Here is a 24767-nt window from a genome sequence, read left to right on the forward strand (position 1 = left end):
GCGCCGTCCGACGCACCCAGTTCGGGGGACAAGTTGCAACGCGCATGACCGATCCTCGGGCTTTCTCCTTACACTCGACAGAGCATCACCCGTCGTCTGCAGGGGGACGGCGGGACGGCCTTCCAGGGGGAGACCCGATTGCTGCTCATCGCCGCGGCTCTGCTCACCGCCTCGATGCACTCGCTCGGAGTGATCGAGGCCCCCGTCGCGCCTCCGTCCGACGCCACGGCCACCGTGACGGTCGCGCTGGTCTCCGAACGAGACTCGGTGCCCCAGCCGGTCATGACCGGGGGACAGATCGACGTCGACGCGGTCGCGACCGCGCATGGACGCGCCTTCCTCGACGACCTCCGCACCCTCGGCGCCGGTGACCTGCGCCGTGCCGCGGACGACCGACGCGTGGTGGCGACCGCACAGGACGACCCGCCCGCCGCGGCCGTCGTCGCGCAGTGGTGGGCGGGGCTCGACGCCGGCGAACAGGACACGCTCCTGGCGCACGCGCCGTCGATCGTCGGCAACCTCGAGGGCGTGCCCTACGCCGTGCGCGACCGGGCGAACCGGTCGACCCTGGCCAGCGGCCTCGCCGACCACGACACGAGTGCCGCCCACGCCGCGATGCTCGGACAGGTACGGGACTCGCTGCGGCGCGAGCCCGGTGACCCGCAGCGGTTCCTCGTCACGCTCGACACCCGGGCAGCGGGACGAGCGGCGATCAGCATCGGCGACCTCGACACGGCGGCGGACGTCACCGTCATCGTGCCCGGGATGTTCTTCACCGTGACGGGGCAGATGGCCGACTTCACGAACACCGCCAACGACCTGGCGAGCGAGCAGGCGACCCTCGCACCGCTGGCGGCCGGTGGCTCCGGTGACGGGTCCGGCGTCGCCGTCGTGGCGTGGATGGGCTACCGCACGCCCGACCTGTCGAACATCATGTCGCTCAGCCTCGCCGACACCGGAGCACAGCGACTCGAGCGCACCGTCGACGGTCTGCGGCAGATCCGCGACGGCGACCAGCCCCGGCTGAACATCGTGGCGCACTCCTACGGGTCGACCATGGCGCTCATGGCGCTCGCCTCCGGACGGATGAGCGCCGACACCCTCACCGTCCTCGGGTCGCCGGGCAGCGACGTCCGGTCGTCGGCGGAGCTGGCCGTCGCCTCGGACGAGGTGTTCGTCGGCGTCGCGCACAGCGACCCGATCGCGGGGTCCGGGTACTACGGCACGGATCCCGGCGGTGCGTCCTTCGGCGCCACCGTGATGGACCTGGCCGGCGGGGCCGACGCGCTGGCCGCCGGCGACCTGTTCCGCCGTCCGGTCGGGCACAACGACTACCTCAAGCCCGGGACCGCGTCGCTGCACGACGTCGCCCTGATCGGCGTCGGCCGCGGCGACCTCGTCCGCGAGCAGGTCCGACGTGGCAGCACCGGTGGCGACGGCGTCGTCGGGGCGTCGATCGACATGTACCTGGTCCGTCCACAGGACCTGCAGCCGCGCGACTGACGCGGTGCGGCCCTGGGCGTGACCGGATCGTGACCGGTGGCCGACGTGCCGGGCGTGCGCCGGGCCTCCCGGCCGGATCCGCGACCGCGCGCGGATCGCGACCCGCGTCGGGTGGTGCCTGAGCGGCAACCTGAGCGACGGCGCAGCCTCAGTCGGTTCCACGGCAGAACCAGTACAGCCCGCCTCCCTACGGTTCGGGGCATGCGTGTGGTGCGATGGCCTGGTGCTCTCCTGATGTTCGTGGTGATGTCCGTGCTCGCCGGCATGCTCGTCGCCGTCGCGGTGACACCGGCGGTCGCCGTCGCGGGTGAGAGCACCTCCGGAGCGGTCGCGTTCTTCGAGGACCTGCCGAGCTACCTCGACGTGCAGACGCCGCAGCAGGTCTCGTCGGTGTACGCGACGAAGGGCGGCAAGCAGGTCAAGATCGCGTCGTTCTACGCCGAGAACCGGACGAACGTCACGGCCGACCAGATGGCGGACACGCTCAAGCAGGCCGCGATCGACACCGAGGACCCCCGGTACTACGACGAGGGCGGCATCGACGTCCTCGGCACGCTGCGCGGCGTCGCCGCGACCGTCGTCGGCGGCGACGTCCAGGGCGGGTCGAGCATCACCCAGCAGTACGTCAAGAACGTCCTCGTGCAGCAGTGCGAGGAACTCACCGGCAAGGACCAGGCCGCCACGGCGAAGAAGGTGGAGGCCTGCTACCAGGACGCGGCCGGCGTCACGCCGCAGCGGAAGCTGCAGGAGATGCGGTACGCGATCGCCGTCAACAAGAAGTACTCGAAGGACGACATCCTGACCGGGTACTTGAACATCGTCGGGCTGGGCGGCCGGGTCTACGGCGCCGAGGCCGGTGCCGAGTACTACTTCGGGGTGCACGCGAAGGACCTGTCGCTCGTGCAGTCGGCGACGCTCGTGGCGATCCTCAACAACCCGTCGAACCTGCGCATCGACGTACCGAGCGACAAGGACAACGGCTCGGCCAACGGGTACGCGCTGACGAAGGAGCGCCGGGACTACGTGCTCCGCCGGATGCAGGCGCACGGGTCGATCACGAAGGCGGCGATGACGAAGGCGATCGCGACGCCGGTCACGCCGAGGATCACCGAGACCGCGAACGGCTGCTCGACGGCGGCGACGAACGCTGACGCCGGCTACTTCTGCGACTACGTCCGCGACCAGGTGCTGCAGGACCCGGCGTTCGGCAAGACCGCCGCGGCACGCATCGCGACCCTCGACACCAAGGGCCTGCAGATCCACACCTCGCTCGACCTCGACCTGCAGAGCCAGGCGCAGACCGCGCTGTCGACCTACGTGCCGTCCACGATGGCCGGCGTCGACGTCGGCGGCTCGAACGTCACCGTCGAGCCCGGCACCGGACGCATCATGTCGATGGTGCAGAACACGTCGTACACGCAGGGGGACAACGCCGCAGCGGGGTCGACCGCGGTGAACTACAGCGCGGACTCCGGGTACGGCAACTCCGGCGGGTTCCAGACGGGGTCCACCTACAAGGTGTTCACCCTGGCCGAGTGGCTCGCGACCGGCCACACCCTGTCCGAATCGGTGTCGACCACCGAGCACACCTTCCAGAACTCGGAGTTCACCAACTCCTGCCAGAACGTCAGTGGCGGGACGTGGCCCGTCGCGAACGCCGAGTCCGTGCCGGCGTCGATGACCGTGCAGGCCGCCACCGTCGAGTCGATCAACACCGCCTTCGGCGCGATGGGCAAGCAGCTCGACCTCTGCAGGATCGCGCAGCTCGCCCAGTCGATGGGGATCCACCGCGCCGACGGCGGCGCCCTCGGGCAGACCCCCTCGTCGATCCTCGGCGTCAACGAGCTGTCGCCGATCGACCTCGCCGAGGCGTACGCGGGCTTCGCGAACGGCGGTGTCGTCTGCACGCCGACCGCCATCGACTCGGTCACCGAGTCGGACGGCACCAAGATCACCCCGACGCCGTCGTCCTGCACGCAGGGCGTCTCGGCGGACGTAGCCGGCACCGTTGACTACGCGCTGCAGGGTGTGCTGTCGGGCTCGGGCACCGCCGCCAGCGCGAACCCGGGCGACAGCGTGCCGAAGTTCGCGAAGACCGGCACGACCGACGGCGACGTGCAGAACTGGCTCGTGGCGTCGTCGACGAAGTACACGAACGCCACCTGGATCGGCAACGTGCAGGGGAACGTGAGCCTGGCGAACTGGCCCTTCCTGCAGGGGACCACCGGGTACAGCGCGAAGTTCGGCGTCGGGAAGTCGATGATGGCGTACCTGGACCAGACGGTCGGTGGGGACGCGCTGCCCGCTCCGAGCCAGGCGATGATCGGGCAGGCCAGCCACTCGTCGCAGTCGCAGTCCTCGCAGTCGTCCTCGGGATCCTCGTCTGGACAGGGGGACTCACAGGGTGACCAGACGACGCCGACCACGCCGACGCAGCCGACTGCTCCTTCCACTCCGGCAGCACCGGCGGCTCCCGCCGCCACGGCGGCTCCGGCAGCGGGCGACCAGAACGGGCAGTGACTGCTCGGGCCAATAGACTGTCGGACATCCCACGAACCGATCGACGGAGCACCATGCCTGACATCACGAGCGAGCAGGTCGCGCACCTGGCGAACCTCGCGCGTATCGCACTCACGCCCGACGAGATCGAGAAGCTGACCGGGGAGCTGTCGCACATCGTCGAGAGCGTCGCCAAGGTCGCCGAGGTCGCGACCGACGACGTCCCGCTGACGAGCCACCCCGTGCCGCTCGGCAACGTCACCCGACCCGACGTCGTCGGCCAGACGCTGACACAGGAGCAGGCGCTCTCCGGGGCGCCCGACTCCGACGGCGAACGGTTCCGAGTGACCGCGATCCTGGGAGAAGAACAGTGAGCGACATCACGCGCATGAGCGCCGCAGCGCTCGCCGACGCCCTCGTGGCACGCGACGTCTCGAGCGTCGAGGCCACGCAGGCCCACCTCGACCGCATCGCCGCCGTCGACGGCGACGTGCACGCCTTCCTGCACGTCAACCAGAACGCCATCGCGGTCGCGAAGTCGATCGACTCGCGCCGTTCGGCCGGCGACGACCTCGGGCCCCTCGCCGGTGTCCCGATCGCGATCAAGGACGTCCTGTGCACGCAGGACATGCCGACGACCTCGGGCTCGAAGATCCTCGAGGGCTGGGTGCCGCCGTACGACGCCACCCCGGTCGCCAAGCTCCGTGCCGCCGGCCTCGTGCCGCTCGGCAAGACCAACATGGACGAGTTCGCGATGGGCTCGACCACCGAGTTCTCGGCGTACGGTCCGACCCACAACCCGTGGGACCTCGACCGCATTCCCGGCGGCTCCGGCGGTGGCTCGGCCGCTGCCGTCGCCGCGCACGAGGCACCCATCGCGCTCGGTTCCGACACCGGCGGCTCGATCCGCCAGCCGGGAGCCGTCACCGGCACCGTCGGCGTGAAGCCGACCTACGGCGGGGTGAGCCGCTACGGCGCGATCGCCCTGGCGTCCAGCCTCGACCAGATCGGCCCGGTCGCGCGCACCGTCCTCGACGCCGCGCTCCTGCACGACGTCATCGGCGGGCACGACCCGCGCGACTCCACCTCGATCCCCGACGCGTGGCCGTCGATGGCCGCCGCCGCTCGCGAAGGGCTGCAGGCGGACACGCTGCGCGGCCTGCGCGTCGGTGTGGTCAAGGAGCTCGCCGGTGGCGACGGCTTCCAGGCCGGGGTCACCCAGCGCTTCCAGGAGACCGTCGCCCTGCTCGAGTCGGCCGGTGCGGTCGTCGTCGAGATCGACGCCCCGTCCTTCGCCTACGCGATCAGCGCCTACTACCTGATCCTGCCGGCCGAGGCCTCGTCGAACCTGGCGAAGTTCGACTCGGTGCGCTTCGGCCTCCGGGTCACGCCCGAGAACGGTGCCACCGTCGAGGACGTCATGGCCGCCACGCGCGAAGCCGGGTTCGGGCCCGAGGTGAAGCGTCGCATCATCCTCGGCACCTACGCCCTGAGTGCCGGGTACTACGACGCGTACTACGGCTCGGCGCAGAAGGTCCGCACGCTCGTGCAGCGGGACTTCCAGGCCGCCTTCGAACAGGTCGACCTGCTCATCAGCCCGTCGGCCCCGACGACCGCGTTCCCGATCGGTGAGCGCATCGACGACCCGCTCGCGATGTACCTCAACGACCTCACCACGATCCCGGCGAACCTGGCGGGCGTGCCCGGCATGAGCATCCCGAACGGCCTGGCGCCCGAGGACGGCCTGCCCGTCGGCGTGCAGCTCATGGCCCCGCAGCGCGAGGACGCCCGCCTGTACCGCTACGGTGCGGCGCTCGAGCGTCTGCTCGAGCAGCAGTGGGGTGCCCCGCTCATCGACCGGATCCCGGACCTCGACCAGAGTCAGCAGTCGGCTGCGCAGGAAGGTGTGATCTGATGGCGCAGAAGGACGCGCTCATGGACTTCGACGAGGCACTGGAGCGCTACGAGCCGGTGCTCGGCTTCGAGGTGCACGTCGAGCTCGCGACGAAGACCAAGATGTTCTCGGACGCACCGAACTTCTTCGGTGGCGAGCCGAACACGAACGTGACGCCGGTCGACCTCGGGCTGCCCGGGTCGCTGCCGGTCGTGAACGCGCAGGCCGTGCGGTACTCGATCCAGCTCGGGCTCGCGCTCGGCTGCTCGATCGCCGAGTCGTCGCGGTTCGCCCGGAAGAACTACTTCTACCCGGACAACCCCAAGAACTACCAGGTCTCGCAGTTCGACGAGCCCATCGCGTTCGAGGGCGAAGTCGAGGTCGAACTGGCGGACGGCACGATCTTCAACGTGCCGATCGAGCGCGCCCACATGGAAGAGGACGCCGGCAAGCTGACGCACGTCGGCGGTGCCACCGGCCGCATCCAGGGCGCCGAGTACTCGCTCGTCGACTACAACCGCGCCGGGGTGCCCCTGGTCGAGATCGTCACGAAGCCGATCTTCGGCGCCGAGCACCGCGCTCCCGAGCTCGGTGCCGCGTACGTGCAGGTCATCCGCGACCTCGTCCGGGCACTCGGGGTCTCCGAGGCCCGCATGGAACGCGGCAACCTGCGCTGCGACGCCAACATCTCGCTGCGCCCCCGCGGCCAGGAGAAGCTCGGCACCCGCACCGAGACGAAGAACGTCAACTCGTTCCGTGCCGTCGAGCGTGCGATCCGCTACGAGATCCAGCGCCAGGCCGCGATCCTGGCCGACGGCGGCACCATCACGCAGGAGACCCGCCACTGGCACGAGGACACCGGCCGCACGTCGGCCGGCCGTCCGAAGTCGGACGCCGACGACTACCGCTACTTCCCCGAGCCCGACCTGCTGCCGGTCGTGCCGGACCCCGCGGTCGTCGAGGAACTCCGCGCGTCCCTGCCCGAGGCGCCGGTGGCTCGCCGCCGTCGTCTCAAGGGCGAGTGGGTCTTCGCCGACCTGGAGTTCCAGGACGTCGTGAACGGCGGGCTGCTCGACCAGGTCGAGGGCACCGTCGCCGCCGGAGCTGCGCCGCAGGCCGCCCGCAAGTGGTGGACCGGTGAGATCAGCCGCGTCGCGAACGCGCAGGACGCCGAGCCCGGCGACCTCGTGTCGCCGCAGCACGTCGCCGAGGTCATCGCGCTCGTCGAGTCCGGTGACCTGACCGACCGCCTGGCCCGCCAGGTACTCGAGGGCGTCATCGCCGGCGAGGGTTCGCCGGCCCAGGTCGTCGAGGCCCGCGGGCTCAAGGTCGTGTCCGACGACTCGGCGCTCACCGCCGCGGTCGACGAGGCGCTCGCCGCGCAGCCCGACGTGCTCGCCAAGATCCAGGACGGCAAGGTCCAGGCCGCCGGCGCCATCATCGGCGCCGTCATGAAGGCCATGAAGGGCCAGGCGGACGCCGCCCGCGTGCGCGAGCTGGTGCTGGAGCGCGCGCAGCAGTCGTAGACGGGATCCGTTGACGGACGGGAGGCGCGGTGCCGGCTGGCACCGCGCCTCCCGTCGATCCTGGGGACGCGTCAGCGACCCGGTGACAGGATGAGTCGTGTCCGCAACGATCCGCGCCATCGGAACCGCCGTCCCGGAGACGACGCTCGAGCAGGCTGCGGTGCGGGATCTCTTCGCCGCGCAGCCCGAGCTCGGTCGTCTCGGTCGGCGGCTCGTCCCCGCAGCCTTCGACGCCTCGGCGGTCGACCACCGGCACACCGTGCTGGACGAGCTCGACCGCGAACGACCTGCGGGCGCCTTCCGTGACGCGGACGGCGCCCTCCACTCGCCGTCGACCGGCACCCGCAACGACCGGTACCGCGAGCTCGCACCGGCGCTGTTCGTCGACGCCGCTCGTGACGCCCTCGACCGTGCGGACGTGAACGCGGCCTCGGTCACGCACGTCGTCACGGTGTCGTGCACGGGCTTCACGCAACCCGGTCCGGACCTGGACATCGTGACCGCGCTCGGGCTGCCGCGCGCCGTCTTCCGCCACCACATCGGGTTCATGGGCTGCTGTGCGGCGTTCCCGGCCCTGCGGATCGCCGCCGCGTTCGCCGAGGCGGACCCGGGCGCCGTCGTGCTGGTCGTCTGCGCCGAACTCTGCACCCTGCACGTCCGCGCGAGCGACGACCCCGACCAGATCGTCGCCAACAGCGTCTTCGGCGACGGCGCCGCGGCCGCCGTCGTCACCGCCGACGGTCCCGGCCTGCGCCTCGACGCGTTCGCCACCGCCGTCGTGCCCGAGAGCGCCGGCGAGATGGCGTGGAACATCGGCGACGAGGGCTTCGAGATGGTCCTGAGCACCGCCGTGCCCAAGCTCGTCGGCACGAGCGTCGCCGAAGCCGTCGCGTCGCTGCTCGACGGTCCCGCCGCCGACGTGCCGGTGTGGGCCGTGCACCCTGGCGGCCGCGCGATCCTCGACCGGACCCAGCAGGCGCTCGACCTGCCGGACGCGGCGATCGCTGCGAGCCGCACGGTCCTGCGCGACCACGGGAACATGTCGAGTGCGACCGTGCTGTTCGTGCTCCGCGAAGCCGTCGACGCCGGCGTCCCGGACGGGGCACCCGTGGTGGCGCTCGCCTTCGGCCCCGGACTCACCGTCGAGAGCGCGCGACTGACCATGGTGCACACGTGAGCCGTCCCGACGGCGGCTCCACGGGCCTCCCGGTCCTCGACCTGCGCACCCGTGCGCTCGACCTGACCGAGCTCATGGACGACCCGGACTGCGATCCGCGCGCGCTGGCGCGCACCTTCCGGCGGTTCGCGCTCGTCAACGCCCTGGTGAGCGGGTGGCGATCGGCGTGGCGGACGCACGTCGTGCCGGCCCTGCCGGTCACCGGCCGCGGACGGGTGCTCGACCTCGGGTGCGGTGGCGGCGACCTGGCCCGGGCCGTCGTGCGGTGGGCGGCGAGCGACGGGTTCGACGTCGAGGTCGTCGGGGTCGACCCGGACCCGCGGGCGATCGAGGCCGCGAACCGACGGGCACCGCGGGGCGTCAGCTTCCGGCAGCAGTCGAGCGGTGACCTGGTGGCGGCGGGGGAGCGGTTCGACGTCGTCGTGTCGAACCACGTGCTGCACCACCTGGGAGACGACGAGCGGACGGGCTTCCTCGCCGACTCCGCTGCGTTGGCGTCGGGCCGCTGCGTGCACTCGGACATCCGTCGGTCGCGGGAGGCCTACCGCGCCTACGCGCTGGCGTCGCCGTTGGTGTCCGCTGGGACCTTCGTCCGGGTCGACGGTCTGCGGTCGATCCGCCGGTCCTTCACCCTGGCGGAGCTGCGGGACACGTTGCCGAGCGGGTGGCGGGCGGAACGGGCATCGCCGCACCGGGTGCTGGCGGTCCGCGACGCCTGACGCTCAGGGCGGCTCCGCCAGCCGGGCGATCGCGTCCGCTAGCGTCGACGGCATGGCTGCGTCCGCACTGCACCGCGTCGCGGTCCTCGTGCTCGACGGCGCGAAACCGCTCGACGTCGGGATCCCCGCGCAGGTGTTCTCGAACCGGCCGAGCATGCCCTACGAGGTGCGGGTGTGCGGGCCCCGGGCCGGTCGGATCACCGGCGGCGACGGCTTGGCCTACGCGGTTGACGACGGGCTGGAGGCACTGGACTGGGCCGAGACCGTCTTCGTGCCCGGCTACCGCCGACCGTCGGACTCGGCGCCGCCGGCCGACGTCGTCGCGGCACTGGCGCGGGCGCACGACCGCGGCGTCCGCATCGCGGCGATCTCCACCGGGGCGTTCGCGCTCGCGGCCGCCGGGCTGCTCGACGGACGCCGGGCGACGACGCACTGGCACTACACGCGGGTGCTCCGTGAGCGGTACCCCGAGGTGGACGTCGACGAGGACGTGCTGTTCGTCGACGCGGGCTCGGTGCTGACCAGCGCGGGAGCCGCGAGCGGGATCGACCTGTGCCTGCACATCGTTCGGCAGGACCACGGCGTGGCGCTGTCGAACCACGTCGCCCGACGGCTCGTCAGCGCCCCGTACCGCAGCGGCGGCCAGGCCCAGTACGTGCCGCGCAGCGTGCCCGAGCCGCTCGGGGACGTGTTCGCGGACACCCGGGAATGGGCGCTCCGGCACCTCGCCGAGCCGCTGACGCTCGAGGCGCTCGCACGGAACGCCACGGTGTCGGCACGGACGTTCTCGCGCCGGTTCGTGGAGGACACCGGGTACACGCCGATGCAGTGGGTGCTGCGGGCGCGCGTGGACCTCGCCCGGGAACTCCTGGAGCAGTCGGACCTCGGCATCGACCAGGTGGCCGAACGGGCGGGCCTCGGCTCCGACGCGAACCTGCGGACGCACTTCCGGCGGATCCTCGGGACGTCGCCCACCGAGTACCGACGGACGTTCCAGGACTGACCGCGCCGTCGGCCGTGGTGGCGACATCCTTTCGAACGCTGGCTTCCCTGCCACTGGAGCCGTGCCTCCCGGCCCGTGAGCATGGAGCACGGAACGAAAGGAACTCCACATGACCCGCATCGCCATCAACGGCTTCGGCCGTATCGGCCGCAACACGCTCCGCGCCCTGCTCGCACGGGGCGGCGACGACCTCGAGGTCGTCGCCGTCAACGACCTGACCGCCCCCGACACGCTCGCGCACCTGTTCCGGTACGACTCCGCACTCGGCCCGTTCGACGGGACCGTCGAGGTCGACGGGGACACGCTCGTCATCGACGGCCGCCGTGTCCGTGTCCTGGCCTCGCGTGAGCCGTCGGAGATCCCTTGGGGCGACCTCGGCGTCGAGGTCGTGCTCGAGTCGACCGGCCGGTTCACCGCGCGCGACGCAGCGGCGGGACACCTGACCGCAGGAGCCCGTCGCGTCCTCATCAGTGCACCCGCAACGGGCGCGGACGCCACCATCGCGTACGGCGTGAACACGGACACGTTCGACCCGGCCGCGCACACGGTGATCTCGAACGCGTCGTGCACGACCAACGCGCTCGCACCCCTGGCGTCGGTGCTCGACGACCTGGCAGGGATCGAGCACGGGTTCATGACCACCGTGCACGCGTACACGCAGGAGCAGAACCTGCAGGACGGGCCGCACCGGGACCTGCGTCGAGCACGCGCCGCCGGGGTGAACATCGTGCCGACGACGACCGGGGCCGCCAAGGCCATCGGGCTGGTGCTGCCGCGGCTAGAGGGCAAGTTGTCCGGTGACGCCATCCGCGTGCCGGTACCCGTCGGGTCGATCGTCGAACTGAACACCGTCGTCTCGCGGGACGTGACCGTGGACGAGGTCAACGAGGCCTACCGGGCGGCAGCCGCCGGGCCGCTCGCCGGGGTCCTGGCGTTCACCGCGGACCCGCTCGTGTCGACGGACATCACGGGGCGGCCGGAGTCGAGCGTTTTCGACTCGCTGCTCACCCGCGTCGACGAGGGCCGGCACGTGAAGGTCGTCGCCTGGTACGACAACGAGTGGGGCTTCTCGAACCGCGTCGTCGACACGCTCGGGATGCTGGCGCGCGCGTAGGGCGGTGCCGCGCGCGGGCGCGCGCGCGGGCGCGCGCGGTCTGTGCCGCGAGAGCGACAGTCTGCCGCGAATGTTCGGCGGCAGACTGTCGCTTTCGCGAGGGGATCGCGCAGCGCCCCGGCCGGTCACAGCACTCCGGCCGGTCGCAGCGCGTCAGCGGATCAGCGCGGTCGTGCTCGCGAACGCGCGGGAGCGCACGGCGACGCGGTACCGCTCGAGCGCGGCGTCGTCGGCACCGACCGACTCCAGCGCCGCCAAGCCCGCACCGAGCACCGGGGGGTCGGTGACCCAGGTCGGCACCGCTCCGGGGACCCGGGCAGCGAGCCCGTCGACGACACCGTCCACGAGCAACGGGTGGCGAGCAGCGAGCACCCCACCGCCGAGCACGACGGGTACCGGCTCGGCCGCCGAACCGCCGAGGCCCAACCGCTCGAGTGCGACCGCGGCGAGCAGGACGATCTCCTCCGCCTGACGCTCCACGACGCTCCGGGCCACGACGTCGCCGGCTCCGGCCACCTCGAACAGCACCGGGCAGAGCCGGTTGAACACGCGTTGGTCGAGGCGTCCGAAGTGGACGGCCTCGGTGACCTCGCGGACGCTGCGGAGGCCGACCGCCGCCGGCACCGCATCGACCAGCGCCGTCGCCGGACCGCGGCCGTCGTCGGCCCGGGCCGCGTGCCAGAGCGCCCGGTTGCCGAGCCACGCACCACCGCCCCAGTCACCGGAGACGTCGCCGATGGCCGGGAACCGTGCGGTCGTGCCGTCGGCCCGCACCGCGAGGGCGTTGATCCCGGTGCCGCACACCACGGCCGCCGCGTCGGGGGACAGGGTGCCGGCCCGCAGCAGTGCGAACAGGTCGTTGTCCAGGACGTGCGGCTCGCCGCCGTCCTCGGCCCAGTGCGCGAGGGCCGCGGTCGCCGCGACGAGCTCGTCGTGCAGGTCGAGCCCGGCCAGGTACACGTGCGTCGTGCGGATGCGCCGGTCGCCCAGCTCACCCACCACCCGTGCACGGACGTCGTCGAGTATCGGCCCGGCGAGGTCCCACCCGCGGGTCTGCGGGTTCGAGCCCGGACCGCGCGCGTGCCCGACGATCGTCCCGTCGAGCGCGATCGCGACGACGTCCGTCTTGCTCCCGCCACCGTCGACGGCGAGCACGACGTCGGTCGCGTCCGGTGGGACCGGAGCGGGCGGACGGGAGGCTCGCGCCGGGCCCGCCTCGCCGGTCCGGCTCAGCCCGCCCACGTCACCTGCTCCGATCGCGCCCACGGGATGTGTTCCGCGTTCGCGGCCAGGAGCAGGTCGGTGAGCTTCTCCGCCTTGTCGACCTGCCCCACGAGCGGGTGCGCCCACATCGCGCGGAGCACCCGGTCGCGGCCGCCGTGCACCGCGGCGTCGAGCGCGAGGCGCTCGTACCCGGCGACGTGCGACACGAGACCGACCATGTCCGGGGCGAGTGGGGAGACCGGAAGCGGCGTGATGGCCTGGCGGGTGACGCGGGACGGCACCTCGATGACGTGGTCGTCCGGCAGGAACGGGAACGTGCCGTCGTTGCGCACGTTGAGCACCTGCACGTCGCCGCGGTCGCCGAGGATCGAGGACAGCACGTCGATCGCCGCCTCGGAGTAGTAGGCGCCACCGCGCTGCTCGAGTTCGGCGGGCTTTGTCACGACGGACTCGTCGGCGTACTTCGCGAGCAGGGCACGCTCGGTCTCCATGACGGCCTCGGCGCGGGTGGGTTCGTGCAGCTGCTCCTGCAGCACGATGTCGTGGCTGTAGAAGTACCGCAGGTAGTACGAGGGGATCGCGTGCTGCAGGCGCAGGAGGTCCGGGTGCATGTGCACGCTGTCCGCCGTCCGGTCGAGGGCGCCGTCCGACTCGGCGAGCAGGTCCGCCATCACGTCGCGTTCGACGCCGTCCGCGCCCGTGACGTGGACGCCGCGCTCCCACGTCAGGTGGTTCAGGCCGACGTGGTCGAGTCGCACGTGGTCGGGGGCGACGCCGAACTCCTTCGCGAAGCGTCGCTGGAACCCGATCGCGACGTTGCACAGGCCGACGGCGCGGTGCCCGGCTTCGAGCAGGGCGCGGGTGACGATGCCGACGGGGTTGGTGAAGTCGACGATCCAGGCGTCCGGCTTGGCGTGCTTGCGGACGAGTTCGGCGTACTCCAGCACCACGGGCACGGTGCGGAGCGCCTTCGCGAAGCCGCCGGGACCGGTGGTCTCCTGCCCGATGCAGCAGGCTTCGTGCGGCCACGTCTCGTCCTGTTGCCGTGCGGCCTGCCCGCCGATGCGGAGCTGGAACATGACGGCATCGGCGTCGGTGACCCCGGCGACGACGTCGTCGGTGACGTGGATCGTGCCCGGGTGCCCGGCGTGCGCGAACATCCGCCTGGCGACGCCGCCGACGAGTTCGCGGCGCACCGGGTCGGGGTCGACGAGCCAGAGCTCGTCGATGGGGAGCTGGTCGCGGAGCCGGGCGAAGCCGTCCACGAGTTCGGGGGTGTAGGTGGATCCGCCACCGACGACTGTGAGTTTCACTGGAGCTGCTATCCCTTCACGCCGGTGAGCGCGATGCCCTCGACGAATGCCTTCTGTGCGAAGAAGAAGATGATGACGACGGGGACCATGACGACGACGGTCATCGCCATCGTCATCGACCAGTCGGTGCCGTGCTGTCCGCGGAACGTGGCGAGCCCGTACGCCACCGGCCAGGCGGCCTGGTTCTCGGACGCGTACAGGAGCGGGCCGTAGTAGTCGTTCCACGAGTGGAAGAACATGAAGATCGCCGCCGACGCGATGCCCGGGCGGGCCATCGGGACGACCACGCGCCAGAGCACGCCCCACTCGCTGCAGCCGTCCATGCGGGCGGCGTCGCCGTACTCCTTCGGGATGGTCATGAAGAACTGGCGGAGCAGGAAGATGCTGAACGCGTCGCCGAGCAGGTTCGGCAGGATGAGCGGCCACAGGGTGCCGGTCAGGTGCAGGTGCGACCACATCACGTAGACCGGCACCGCGGTGACCTGCGGGGGCAGGAGCATCGCGACGATGATCACCGTGAAGATGAGGTTCGCGCCCCTGAACTTGATCTGGGCGAGCGCGTACGCCGCCGGTACCGAGCTGACGAGCATGAACGCGGTGGCGAGGACGGCGTACATCGACGAGTTGCCGAACCACTGCGTGAGCGGCAGTTCGGTGAACACCCGCGCGTAGTTCGAGAAGTCGAGCGGCCGGGGAACGATCGACGCCGTGAGTGCCTGGTTGCTCGACATCAGCGAGGTCAAGACCACGAACACGATCGGGGCGATGGTCAGCACGCCGAGGGCCACCAGGGCAGCGTGCTCGGCGATCCAGACCAGGGTGCGACCACGCGGCCTGCCGGTGCGGGGAGCTGGACCCCGTGGCGCCCGGGCGAGCGGGGACTGGGAGACGGCGGTCATCAGGACTCCTCGGGACGGAAGACGGAGATGCGGCGCATCGTGAAGACGAGCACCACCGCGGTGATCACGAACAGGACCACGGCCATGGCGGACGCGTAGCCGAACTGGAAGTTCGCGAACCCGTGCTGGTAGAGCAGCTCGGTGTACGTGAGCAGCGACGTGCCCGGGTAGCCGAGCTGGGCGGCGGTCCCGCCACCGATCGTCGCCTTGCCGGACGCGACCCCGGACGCCACCGCGGCCTCGGTGAAGTACTGCAGGGCCGCGATCACCCCCGTCACGGCGGCGAAGCCGATCACCGGGGCGATCGTCGGCAGCGTGATGTGCCGGACCTGCTGGACGCCGTTCGCGCCGTCGAGCGACGCGGCCTCGTACAGGTCGCGCGGCACGTCGAGCAGGGACGCCAGGAAGATGATCATGATGTCGCCCATCACCCAGACGCCCAGGATCACGAGCGACGGCTTCGACCACGCCGGGTCGTTGAACCAGAGTGGGCCGTCGATGCCGAAGACCCGCAGGATCTGGTTCACCGGCCCGGTGCCCGGGTTGAACAGGAACACGAACGCCACGACGCTCGCGACCGGCGGGACCAGCGCGGGCAGGTAGAAGAGCGTCCGCCAGAAGCCCGTGGCGGTGCGGGCCCGTGACAGCAGCCCGGCCACCAGCAGCCCGCACACGATGCGGACCGGCACCAGGATGACGACGAACCACAGCGTGTTGACGACCGCGGGGCCGATCTGCGGGTCCTGCGTGAACAGGAACCTGTAGTTCAGCAGCCCGACGAACTCGGGCTCCTGCAGCTGGTTGTAGCGCGTGAACGAGTAGAAGATCGACGCGACGAGTGGGTAGGCGAAGAAGATCACCAGGCCCGCCAGGGCCGGCGCGAGCATCGTCAGGGCGACGAGTCGGCGTCGGGACTCGGCGGAGCGGGGCCGACGTCGCGGAGCCGTCGGGGGCACCGGACCGGACCCCGTCGAGCCCGTGGGCCGGGCGGCGCGGGCGAGCCGCGCCTCCCGGCCGGTCGTCTTGGTGGTGACGCTCATCACGGACCAGCCAGCTGGTTGGCGTTGTCGATGTCCGAGTCGAGCTTCTCGAGCTTGGCGTCGAGGTCGCCGCCCTTCTGCTGGTACGCCTGCCAGAACTTCGTGAAGGTGCCGATGTAGGCGGCGCCGTCGGCGGTGCCGGGCGAGGTCATGGTGTCCGCGTTGCCCGCGACGTCGACGAAGGTCTTGTAGTTCTCGTCGACCTCGAGGTCGGGGGACTCCAGCGCCGAGGTGAGCGTCGGGATGTTCTTCAGTCCGTTGCCCAGCGTGACCTGTGCGTCGGTGTTCGTCGACAGGTACTTCAGGAGTGCCCACGACAGCTCCGGGTTCTTGGAGCCCTTCGCGATGCCCGCGACGTTGCCCGCGATGTACGTCGAGCCGTAGTTGCCGAGGCCGTCCATCACCGGGGTCGGCGACGTGCCGTAGTCCAGGTCCGGCTTCTGGTCCTTGATGAACGCCGTGCGGTACTCGCCGTCGATCTGCATCGCGACCTGCCCGGTCTGGAACGCGTTGTCCGCGGCGAACTCCTGCCCGAGGCCGGACGTGAAGGCCTTGAGCTTGTCGTAGCCGATCTCGTCGACGAAGCCCTTCTGCCAGGTGATGAGCTGCTTCCACGCGTCGGACGTGCCGATCACGCTGTTGCCGTCCTCGTCCAACCACGAGCCGTCGACCATCGGCGCCCAGTGCTCGGGGGAGTTCTCGTAGAAGTCGATGAGCGGGTTGAAGCCGAGCTGCTTGATCGATCCGTCGGCGTTGTACGTCGTCAGCTTCAGCGCGTCCGTCTTGAGCTCGTCCAGCGTCTTCGGCGGGGAGTCGATCCCGGCCTTCTCGAGCAGCGGCTTGTTGTACATGAGCGCACTGACGTCGGCGAGGGCAGGCAGCGTGCACCGGGTGCCCTTGTACTGCGTGTACGACTGCACGGCCTTCGGGATGTCCGACAGGTCGACCTTGTCACGCTTGATGTAGGGCGAGAGGTCACGGAAGGCACCCGAGGAGCAGAAGCTGCCCACGATGGCGGTCGAGTACGACAGGCCCACGTCGATGTTCTGGCCGGACGAGATCGCCTTCTGCAGCTTCTCGTCGTCCTGGCCGGCGTGGATGTCGACGGTGACGTCGGGGTTGGCCTTCTCGAAGCCCTCGACGGCGGTCTTCACCACGCCGGCTTCACGGCCGGTGAAGAAGTGCCACAGGGACACGGTGCCCTTGAGTTCCTTCGGGGCGCTCTTCTCGATCGAGTCGGCGCTGCTGCCGGAGCTGCAGCCGGCGACGACGAGGGCGCCGACGGCGGCGACGGCCGTGGCGGTGGCGATGCGGCGGAACGCCCGGCGGCGCGGGACGTTCGGTTCGGGGAGGGACAATGCGGTACTCGCTCTCTGGTCTCGCTCCGGCGCGCCGAGGATTCCGGGCGCGACGAAGAGCCCTGTGACAGGGCTGGGTGATGGTGCCTCGAGTGGTGCGGGTGGAACGGCTCAGGGGCGCTCGGCGGGGTCCGGCGTCGGGGCATCGTCACTGATGCGCTCGAGTCGGTCTGCGAGCGCGGTGCGGACGACGTCGATCAGGACGTGTCGCGCACCGTGCAGGACGGGGGTGTCGGGGACGCCGGGCGCGACCACGGCGGTGGACCAGCGTGAGCGGGTCCGGAGCCAGGCGGTCACGGCGGCGGCCAGGGCGGGCCCACCGGCGATCCCGGTCGGGCCGTGCAGCACGACCGTCTCGGGATCGGCCACGGCGAGAGCGGGGAGCACGTTGTGCCCGACGCGCTCGCCGAGGGCGACGGTGAAGGGGTGCTGCTCGGGCAGGCCAGGCAGCTGCGGGAGCACCTGGCGCCAGTCGGCTGCGGTGCCGTCCGGTGCCGTGATCCCGTGCTCGGCGGCCAGGGCGATGATCGCGGGCTCGGAGATGAGGTCCGCGACGATCGTGGCCGTCGGGTCGATGGAGCGTGCGTCGGCAGGCACGCTGAGGTAACCGATCTCACCCGCGGCACCGGACGCGCCGGTGTGCAGGTGGCCGTGCAGGTCGAGGGCCATGCCGAGGCCCTCGGCCATCCAGAAGAGCGCGAACGACCCGGGAGCCCGACCGGCCCCCATGTTGCGTTCGGCGATGGCGGCGAGGTTGGCGTCGTTCTCGACGACCACGTGGACCCCGAGGTCGGCGGACAGGGTCGCGCTCACCTGCTCGCGGGGCCAGCCGGGCAGGCCGTCGGTGAAGATCAGGGTGTCGGTGGCGTGGTCGACACTCGCCTGCACGCCCACCGCGACGGCGGTGACGAGCTCGGGGTCCACACCGGCCGCGGCGGCTGCGCGGGAGATCGCGGCGGCGACGATGTCGGCGCCGGGGGAGCGCACCTCGGCCTCGGACATCCGGTGCGTGGCGACCGGGAAGGTGCGACCAGCGGCGTCCACCACGGTCGACCGGACGTCGACGAGCTGGACGTCGACGGCGACCCCGAGGTCGCGGTCGGTGATGGCTTCGTACACGACGGCGCTCGGCCCGCGGCGTCCGGCCTGGGTGTCGGTGCCGGCCTGGCGGATGAGGTCGGCCGACTCGAGCCGGCGGATGATCTCTGCGGCGGTGGGCTTGCTGAGGCCGGTGCGCTGTGCGATCTCGTTGCGGGTGAGCGGGCCGTCGTCGAGCAGCAGCTCGAGCGCTGCGCGGTCGTTCAGGACGCGCAGCAGCCCGGGCTGGCCGGGGGTGCGTCCTCGAGTGGTCATGTCGAGGACTGTAACGGACAACCTTCTTTACTGAAAGGTTTGTTTACCGATTCGAAACACGCGTTCTGCTGCGCGAAACGTGCCACCCGTCGGATGCACGCCGGGCGCGCGGCCGACGCGCGCCCGACGCGCGCCCGACGCCGGCTGGCGACCGGCGCCTACGGCCGCAGCAGCACCTTGATCGCCCGACGCTCGTCCATCGCCCGGTACGCCTCGGCGGCCTCGTCGAGCGGCAGTTCGAGGTCGAACACCCGGCCCGGGTCGATCGCACCCGACAGGACGTCGGGCAGCAGCTCCGGGATGTACTTCCGTGCCGGCGCCATCCCGCCCGCGATCGCGATGTTCGTGTCGAAGAGGTACCGGGTGCCGATCGTCGGCACGCCGTGCGGCACCCCGACGAAACCGAGGTTGCCGCCCGCACGCACCGAGTGCAGCGCCTGGTCCATGCTCTCCTCGGTGCCGACGGCCTCCACCGCGCAGTCGGCCAGGTCGCCGCCGAGCAGCTCGCGGATCGCCGCGACGCCCTCCTCACCACGGGAAGACACGATGTCCGTCGCGCCGAACTCGCGAGCGAGCGCCTGGCGGTCGGCGTGCCGGCTCATCGCGATGATGCGCTCGGCGCCCAGTCGCTTCGACGCGAGCACGGCGGACAGGCCGACCGCGCCGTCGCCGACCACGACGACGGTCTTGCCGGGGCCGACCGCTGCCGACACCGCGGCGTGGTGCCCGGTGGAGAAGACGTCGGACAGGGTCAGCAGGGACGGCACGAGTGCGGGGTCGACCGGGCCGGGGACCGCGACGAGCGTTGCGGACGCGTCCGGGATGCGGACGTACTCGGCCTGGGCGCCGCCGACCGGGTCGCCGTACGCGTCCTTCCCGCCGAAGCCGGACAGGTGGTCGCAGCCACTGGTCATGCCGTGGCGGCAGGCCTGGCAGGTGCCGTCGTTCATGGTGAAGGGGGAGATGACGAAGTCGCCCTCGTGCAGGTCGGTGACCTCGTCCCCGACGGCGACGACCTCGCCGACGAGTTCGTGCCCGATCGGCCGTGGCCGCTTCGTCTCGGTCACGCCCCGGTAGGGCCAGAGGTCGGAACCGCACACGCACGCCGCGACGACCTTGACGACGACGTCCTTCGGGGTCAGGACCGAGGGGCGGTCGCGCTCCTCGACGCGGATGTCGTTCGGGGCGTGGATGATCGCTGCGCGCACGGGAGGCCTTCCGTCGAGATGGTGGGGAGTCGGCGCGGTCGACGTCGTCCGGGCCGACGTCGACAGTACCCTCGTGCGGGTGGACGACGACCGGTACGGCGGGGACGTGCTCTCGGGAGACTGGCGCTCCCGCGGGGTGAAGAAGGTGCGGCAGGTGCCGCTCGAACGCGACATGGTGCTCGAGGACCCGGACTCCGGGTGGGCGGGTGCCGTCGTGGGGCTCGAAGCGGGCAACATCGCGCTCGAGGACTGGAAGGGCCGCACCCGCTCGTTCCCGTTCACCGGGCAGTTCCTGCTCGAGGGCGAGCTCGTCACGCTGGGCCGTCCGCAGGCGCCGGTCGGCCGGTCTGCCGCAGCTGCACCACCGGACAGGAGGCCCGGGGCGGCTCCGGCGGTCAAGCACGCGTCCGACGGCGGTCGCCTCCGCACCGCGTCCGGATCGTTCGCGGTGGAGTCGCAGCGAGCTCGGGTGGCCCTGCCCTCCCGCATCATGGTCGAGGGCAAGCACGACGCCGAGCTCGTCGAGAAGGTCTGGGGAGCCGACCTGCGCGTCGAGGGCGTCGTCGTCGAGGAGCTCTCCGGCGTCGACAACCTGGCCGACGTCCTCGACGAGTTCCAGCCGACGCGCGACCGTCGCGTCGGCGTGCTCGTCGACCACCTGGTGCACGGGTCGAAGGAGTCCCGCTTCGCCGACGCCGTGATGCGCGGCAAGTGGGGAGCGCACGTGCTCGTCGTCGGCCACCCGTTCGTCGACGTCTGGCAGTCGGTCAAGCCGGCCCGCGTCGGACTGCAGGCGTGGCCGACGATCCCGCGGTCGATCGAGTGGAAGAAGGGCATCTGCCAGGCGCTCGGGTGGCCGCACGCCGAGCAGGCCGACATCGCCCGGGCGTGGCAGCGGATCCTCGGGCAGGTGCGGACCTTCGCCGATCTCGAGCCGCAGCTGCTCGGCCGCGTCGAGGAGCTCATCGACTTCGTGACGGAACCGAAGGCCTGAGAACCGGCGGATTGCCCGACCGGCGCGGTGTGCCGGGGGTGATCCGTGCCTCCAGGCCTACTGTTGAGGGATGGACGGCATCGACGGTCGCGTGCGGGGCGCGGTCGACCTGTGGCTGCGCTGGTTGCCGCGCTGGCAGATCGGGACCGCCCGCCCGCGCACGCGCATCTGCCGGAAGTGCACCGGGTCCCCGATCGCCGCGGCCGCGGGGTTCGGGCCCGACGTGCCGCATGCCGTCCAGCACGCGCTGATCGGGCGGATCTCGACGATCGTCGAGGACGCCGTCGACGACTACACGGCCAAGAACTTGCCGCTGCTGCAGCGTGAGCTCGAGCGCGCGGCGGCCCGGAAGCGGCACGCGGGGTACCAGCCGGCCGAGGGGCTGTCGCCGGAGTTCCAGGGGCTGGACGTGGACCCGGAGCCGTCGCCGGGGTCACCGTTCCTGTTCACGCTCGGCGAGCTGGCCGGCACCGGCGCGGGGGAGCAGACGCCGCGGGAGCCGCTGTCCGACGAGGCCAAGGCGGCGCTCCGGCACGAGATCGAGTTGTCCGACGAGTGCGCCCGCTCGACCGGCACCGCGGTCTGCCTGGCGCTCATCGACCACCGGCCGCGCATCGCCGAGGCCGTCGAGCGCCTGGTGGAGCCGCAGATCGAGGCGCTCGTGTCGGACATGTTCCGCGGGTTCGACGGTCCGGACGAGGGGCCGCGCTCGGGCTTGTTCTGAGGCGCGGGGTGGGCGGGGCGGGCGTTCGGTGCGAGGCGGCGTGGTGGCGTGGTGGCGGCGAAGCCCGCACCGCGCGGAGTCCGTCGGTCCGTGCGAGGTTGCCCGCTCGGTGCGCCCTTGTGACGCCGCACCGAGCCGCCACTGCTGCACGGTCCGGCGAAGCTCGCACCGTGCAGAACTCGGGAACCTCGCTCGGGGCCGTGAAGCTGGCACCGTCCATCCGAGGCTGCACCGTGCGTGTCTCGCTGAACCTGCACGGGGCGGCGAAGCTCACACCGTGCGCGGTGCGTCGCTCAGCGGGGGAGCAGCGTGCGACCGGGCACGACCGTGCCCCGCAGTGAGCGGTGCTCGACGGCCCGCGTCGGGTCGTCGATCCGGCCGATGACCAGGTCGATCGCCTCGCGGCCGATGCGCTCGATGGGTTGCTGGAGGGTCGTGAACCCGATCCAGTCGCTCGCGAGGGGGTACACGCCGTCGAACCCGGTGACCGACAGATCGTGCGGGACCCGGACACCGCGGCGTGCGAGCGCCTCGCACACGTCGAGCATGAGCCGGTCGGTCGGGCACATCACCGCGGTGACGTCCGACTCCTGCACTGCGTCCACCAGGTCGGCGGCCAAGTCGTCGGGTGGCCGCACGAAGCTCGCGTCGATGTCGATGACGCGGACACCGCGCGCCCGGAGCCGCTCGACCATCGCCGACGATCGCGCGTGCTGGGTGATCGCGTTGTCGATCGGGACGGTGAGCACCACGACCGTGCTGTGGCCGGCGTCGGCGACGGCGTTCGCGATGGTCGCACCACCGTCGACCTCGTCGCAGTAGACGCTCGAGAGTGCCGGGTGCAGCTCGGGCCGACCGGCGACGACGGTGGCGATGCGTGGTGCGAACTCGGCGATGTCGGCGGACGGCATGAGGCCGCTGCACACGACCAGTCCGTCGACGCGCATCGAGACGAGGGCCGCGAGGGCGGACTTCTCGTCCTCGACCCGGCCGACGCCCGTCGTGGTGACGACCCGGTAACCGAGCTCGGATGCGCGGCGCTCCATCACGGCGTGCAGGGCGGTGTAGACCATCGACGAGGCGTCGCGCACGAGCATGCCGATGGTGTGCGTCCGACCGCTGACGAGTCCGCGCGCCATGGCGTTCGCGACGTACCCGAGTTCGGCTGCTGCGCGTTCGACGCGCTCACGGGTCTCGTCCGAGAACCGCCCCGTGCCCGAGAGGACACGGCTCACCGCCGACTTCGAGACTCCCGCACGTGCGGCGACGTCGAGGATGGTCGGTTGGGAACCGCGGCTGCCGTTCACGCGTCGGTCGCTGCAGCGTCCTGCCGCGACCGCGACGAGGTGAACCGGAGCACACCGCGGGCGATCGCGCGCCAGCCGAGCAGGAACACCCCAAGCACGATCGTGGCGACGATGACGAACGAGATCGGCAGCGGGTTGCCGTCGACGTCGCCCTGGCCGGTGGCGACACGGATCGCCAGACCGACGAAGACCGTGAGGATCCAGACCACGACGCCGGTCGGCCAGAAGCGCAGCGGCCGGGCCCAGGCTCCGCTCGTCACGTACCCGATCGCCCAGCCCGCCAGGAACGGGTACGCGGTGGTCCATAGTGCCAGCGCCGTGTTGGCTTCACCGTGCGACGAACGCCCGATGAGTGCGAAGACGACGATGAGCACGACGTCGATGACCGCTGCGAGCCAACCCCAGGTGCGTGTGTTCACCCGAACAGTCTCGCAGCCTCCGGTGGTGGGACTCATCCCTCCACATGGCAAGAGTGCGGTGATCCGTCCACAGGGCTCGAGTCCGGAGCTGCGGTCGTCCGGTGGGTTCTCGACCATCGGGACATGTCGATGAACCTGAAGCTCGCACCGGTCCCCGAAGTCCTCACGTACCGAACATCAGCGCAACGGCCGGACGAGTCCGACGCCATCAGACGACGGGCGGCGGCAGGAGAGCTCACCCGGGTCGCACGCGGTCTGTACGCGGAGGCCGCCGGATGGGCAGCACTCCGAACCACCGAGCAGCACCACGTCCGCGTGCGCTCGTTCGCCGATCGCATCCGGCCAGGAGACCTGGTGTCCCACGTGTCCGCGGCCGTGGTGTTCGGCGTGCCGCTCCTCACCCCTCCACCGACGCGGATCCACGTGACCTCGGGCGGCGCCGACCGGCGGACCACGAACGCGACCTTCATCGTGCATGCGGACCTCGACCCCGATCGGAACCGAAGAGCAGTGACGACACCGGACGGGTTGGTGCTGTGCGGGCTGGACCGGCTGGCGACGGACCTCGCGCTCACGCTGCCCTTCAGCGACGCGGTCGTCGCCCTCGACTCGCTCCTCCGCCGTGCGGTCGAGCGGGACCCGGTCCGGTCGGCTGTCGAGCGGCGAGGGCAGAAGGGCCGGCGGCGAGCACTGCGGGCCGTCGACTTCGCCGATGCCGCATCGGACTCACCGGGGGAGTCCTACGCCCGCGCCCGGTTCGACCAGTTCGGCACGCCGCCACCTGTCCTCCAACACCGGTTCCGGACGGCGGGCGAGCCCGACATCGTCGTGGACTTCTGGTTCCCGGAGTCCGGGGTGGTGGTGGAGTTCGACGGTGCCGTGAAGTACCAGCGCAGTGAGTACCTGCGCGGGCGCACCCCGGAGGAAGCGCTGATCGACGAGAAGATCCGGGAGGACCGTCTCCGCGCGTTCCCCGAGGTCCGGATCGTGCTCCGGCTGACCTGGTCCGACCTGCGGAACGAATGGACCCTGCGAACGAAGCTCCGTCAGGCTGGCGTGCGGATGTCGCGCTGAGACCGCCCGAGATCGCACCGTGCGGCGTTGTTCCGGCGTTGCGCACGGCGCACGGTGCGAAGTCGCGCGGTCGGGAAAGGGAAGTCAGCTCGGTGCGAGGTCATCCGTGGGTCCGGCTGACTTCGCACCGTGCGCCTTTCGTCGGTCGGGGGTGCGTTGCCCGCTTGGTGCGAGCTTGTAGGCGGGCACGGGGCGGGCAACCTCGCACCAGGTGGCGAGGTCGGCACGGTGCGGGCGTGACGCCGACGCCGCCGACGCCGACCTCGCACCAGAGCGAGCCCCGACCCCGCACCCCGACCCCGCACCCCGACCCCGCACCCCGGAGTTCACCCGACGGCGACGCCCGCGGCACCCGGCGTTCACCCGGCAGCGCCACACTCGACCCCGGTGCGGGAACGTTCCCGCACTACCCCCACCCC

21 protein-coding genes are annotated in these 24767 nt (G+C 71.4%); 12 read left to right on the plus strand and 9 right to left on the minus strand.

Annotated features, from left to right (window positions below; translation table 11 throughout):
* The first annotated feature begins 138 nt into the window (after nt 1-138).
* From EDF63_RS12605 to gap, 9 genes are all read left to right on the plus strand, one after another.
* Nucleotides 139-1503, plus strand: a complete 1365-nt coding sequence (locus tag EDF63_RS12605) for an alpha/beta hydrolase (protein ID WP_148061777.1) — start codon at nt 139-141, stop codon at nt 1501-1503.
* Nucleotides 1504-1704: 201 nt separating this feature from the next.
* Complete coding sequence (locus tag EDF63_RS12610; RefSeq protein WP_123313373.1) at nt 1705-4023, plus strand: transglycosylase domain-containing protein; 2319 nt, start codon at nt 1705-1707, stop codon at nt 4021-4023.
* A 53-nt stretch (nt 4024-4076) separates the two neighbouring features.
* Entirely contained in the window at nt 4077-4376 is a 300-nt protein-coding gene (gene gatC / locus EDF63_RS12615; protein ID WP_111085021.1) for an Asp-tRNA(Asn)/Glu-tRNA(Gln) amidotransferase subunit GatC, read from the plus strand.
* Between the two features lie 14 nt (nt 4377-4390).
* Nucleotides 4391-5917, plus strand: a complete 1527-nt coding sequence (gatA, locus tag EDF63_RS12620) for an Asp-tRNA(Asn)/Glu-tRNA(Gln) amidotransferase subunit GatA (protein ID WP_395872067.1) — start codon at nt 4391-4393, stop codon at nt 5915-5917.
* Nucleotides 5917-7422 (plus strand): Asp-tRNA(Asn)/Glu-tRNA(Gln) amidotransferase subunit GatB, encoded by a 1506-nt coding sequence (gatB, locus tag EDF63_RS12625; protein WP_123313375.1) that lies wholly within the window; start codon nt 5917-5919, stop codon nt 7420-7422. Before gatA ends, gatB begins: the two co-directional genes overlap by 1 nt.
* 97 nt (nt 7423-7519) lie before the next feature.
* Nucleotides 7520-8599 carry a type III polyketide synthase gene (locus EDF63_RS12630; RefSeq protein WP_123313376.1) on the plus strand — a complete coding sequence of 360 codons (1080 nt, stop codon included), beginning with the start codon at nt 7520-7522 and terminating at the stop codon, nt 8597-8599.
* The gene (locus tag EDF63_RS12635) at nt 8596-9318 is read left to right on the plus strand and encodes a methyltransferase domain-containing protein (RefSeq protein ID WP_123313377.1); all 723 of its coding nucleotides are present in this window, start codon (nt 8596-8598) and stop codon (nt 9316-9318) included. The genes EDF63_RS12630 and EDF63_RS12635 overlap by 4 nt, the downstream gene beginning before the upstream one ends.
* A 52-nt stretch (nt 9319-9370) precedes the next feature.
* Nucleotides 9371-10321, plus strand: coding sequence for a GlxA family transcriptional regulator (locus tag EDF63_RS12640; protein ID WP_123313378.1), 951 nt, complete (start codon nt 9371-9373; stop codon nt 10319-10321).
* A 109-nt stretch (nt 10322-10430) separates the two neighbouring features.
* A complete protein-coding gene (gene gap, locus EDF63_RS12645; RefSeq protein WP_123313379.1) occupies nt 10431-11435 on the plus strand; it encodes a type I glyceraldehyde-3-phosphate dehydrogenase in 1005 nt (334 codons plus the stop codon).
* Between the two features lie 153 nt (nt 11436-11588).
* Here the strand turns inward: gap and EDF63_RS12650 are convergent, their stop codons facing one another.
* From EDF63_RS12650 to EDF63_RS12680, 7 genes are all read right to left on the minus strand, one after another.
* Nucleotides 11589-12677 (minus strand): N-acetylglucosamine kinase, encoded by a 1089-nt coding sequence (locus tag EDF63_RS12650; protein WP_260233099.1) that lies wholly within the window; start codon nt 12675-12677, stop codon nt 11589-11591.
* Nucleotides 12665-13972 (minus strand): 6-phospho-beta-glucosidase, encoded by a 1308-nt coding sequence (locus EDF63_RS12655; protein WP_123313380.1) that lies wholly within the window; start codon nt 13970-13972, stop codon nt 12665-12667. The genes EDF63_RS12650 and EDF63_RS12655 overlap by 13 nt, the downstream gene beginning before the upstream one ends.
* A gap of 8 nt (nt 13973-13980) precedes the next feature.
* Entirely contained in the window at nt 13981-14871 is an 891-nt protein-coding gene (locus EDF63_RS12660; protein ID WP_123313381.1) for a carbohydrate ABC transporter permease, read from the minus strand.
* Nucleotides 14871-15911 carry a carbohydrate ABC transporter permease gene (locus EDF63_RS12665; RefSeq protein WP_221180563.1) on the minus strand — a complete coding sequence of 347 codons (1041 nt, stop codon included), beginning with the start codon at nt 15909-15911 and terminating at the stop codon, nt 14871-14873. The genes EDF63_RS12660 and EDF63_RS12665 overlap by 1 nt, the downstream gene beginning before the upstream one ends.
* Entirely contained in the window at nt 15911-17269 is a 1359-nt protein-coding gene (locus EDF63_RS12670) for an extracellular solute-binding protein (protein WP_260233100.1), read from the minus strand. Before EDF63_RS12670 ends, EDF63_RS12665 begins: the two co-directional genes overlap by 1 nt.
* A 111-nt stretch (nt 17270-17380) precedes the next feature.
* The gene (locus EDF63_RS12675) at nt 17381-18622 is read right to left on the minus strand and encodes an ROK family transcriptional regulator (RefSeq protein WP_123313382.1); all 1242 of its coding nucleotides are present in this window, start codon (nt 18620-18622) and stop codon (nt 17381-17383) included.
* Between the two features lie 158 nt (nt 18623-18780).
* On the minus strand, nt 18781-19830 hold the full coding sequence (locus tag EDF63_RS12680; RefSeq protein WP_123313383.1) for an alcohol dehydrogenase catalytic domain-containing protein: 1050 nt from the start codon (nt 19828-19830) through the stop codon (nt 18781-18783).
* Nucleotides 19831-19909: 79 nt separating this feature from the next.
* On the opposite strand from EDF63_RS12680, the gene EDF63_RS12685 reads away from it, so the two are divergent.
* The gene (locus tag EDF63_RS12685) at nt 19910-20824 is read left to right on the plus strand and encodes a DUF3097 domain-containing protein (RefSeq protein WP_123313637.1); all 915 of its coding nucleotides are present in this window, start codon (nt 19910-19912) and stop codon (nt 20822-20824) included.
* A gap of 70 nt (nt 20825-20894) precedes the next feature.
* Nucleotides 20895-21548 carry a spermidine/putrescine ABC transporter substrate-binding protein gene (locus tag EDF63_RS12690; protein ID WP_123313384.1) on the plus strand — a complete coding sequence of 218 codons (654 nt, stop codon included), beginning with the start codon at nt 20895-20897 and terminating at the stop codon, nt 21546-21548.
* A 293-nt stretch (nt 21549-21841) separates the two neighbouring features.
* Here the strand turns inward: EDF63_RS12690 and EDF63_RS12700 are convergent, their stop codons facing one another.
* Nucleotides 21842-22855, minus strand: coding sequence for a LacI family DNA-binding transcriptional regulator (locus tag EDF63_RS12700; protein ID WP_123313386.1), 1014 nt, complete (start codon nt 22853-22855; stop codon nt 21842-21844).
* Nucleotides 22852-23274: a DUF3054 domain-containing protein gene (locus tag EDF63_RS12705; protein ID WP_260233101.1), complete on the minus strand. Its 423-nt coding sequence runs from the start codon at nt 23272-23274 to the stop codon at nt 22852-22854. Before EDF63_RS12705 ends, EDF63_RS12700 begins: the two co-directional genes overlap by 4 nt.
* A 123-nt stretch (nt 23275-23397) precedes the next feature.
* Between EDF63_RS12705 and EDF63_RS12710 the strand changes: the two genes are divergently transcribed.
* Nucleotides 23398-24348: a hypothetical protein gene (locus EDF63_RS12710; protein WP_123313388.1), complete on the plus strand. Its 951-nt coding sequence runs from the start codon at nt 23398-23400 to the stop codon at nt 24346-24348.
* Nucleotides 24349-24767: the final 419 nt, after the last annotated feature.

It is taken from the genome of Curtobacterium sp. JUb34 (genome assembly GCF_003755065.1).
Classification (GTDB): Bacteria; Actinomycetota; Actinomycetes; order Actinomycetales; family Microbacteriaceae; genus Curtobacterium.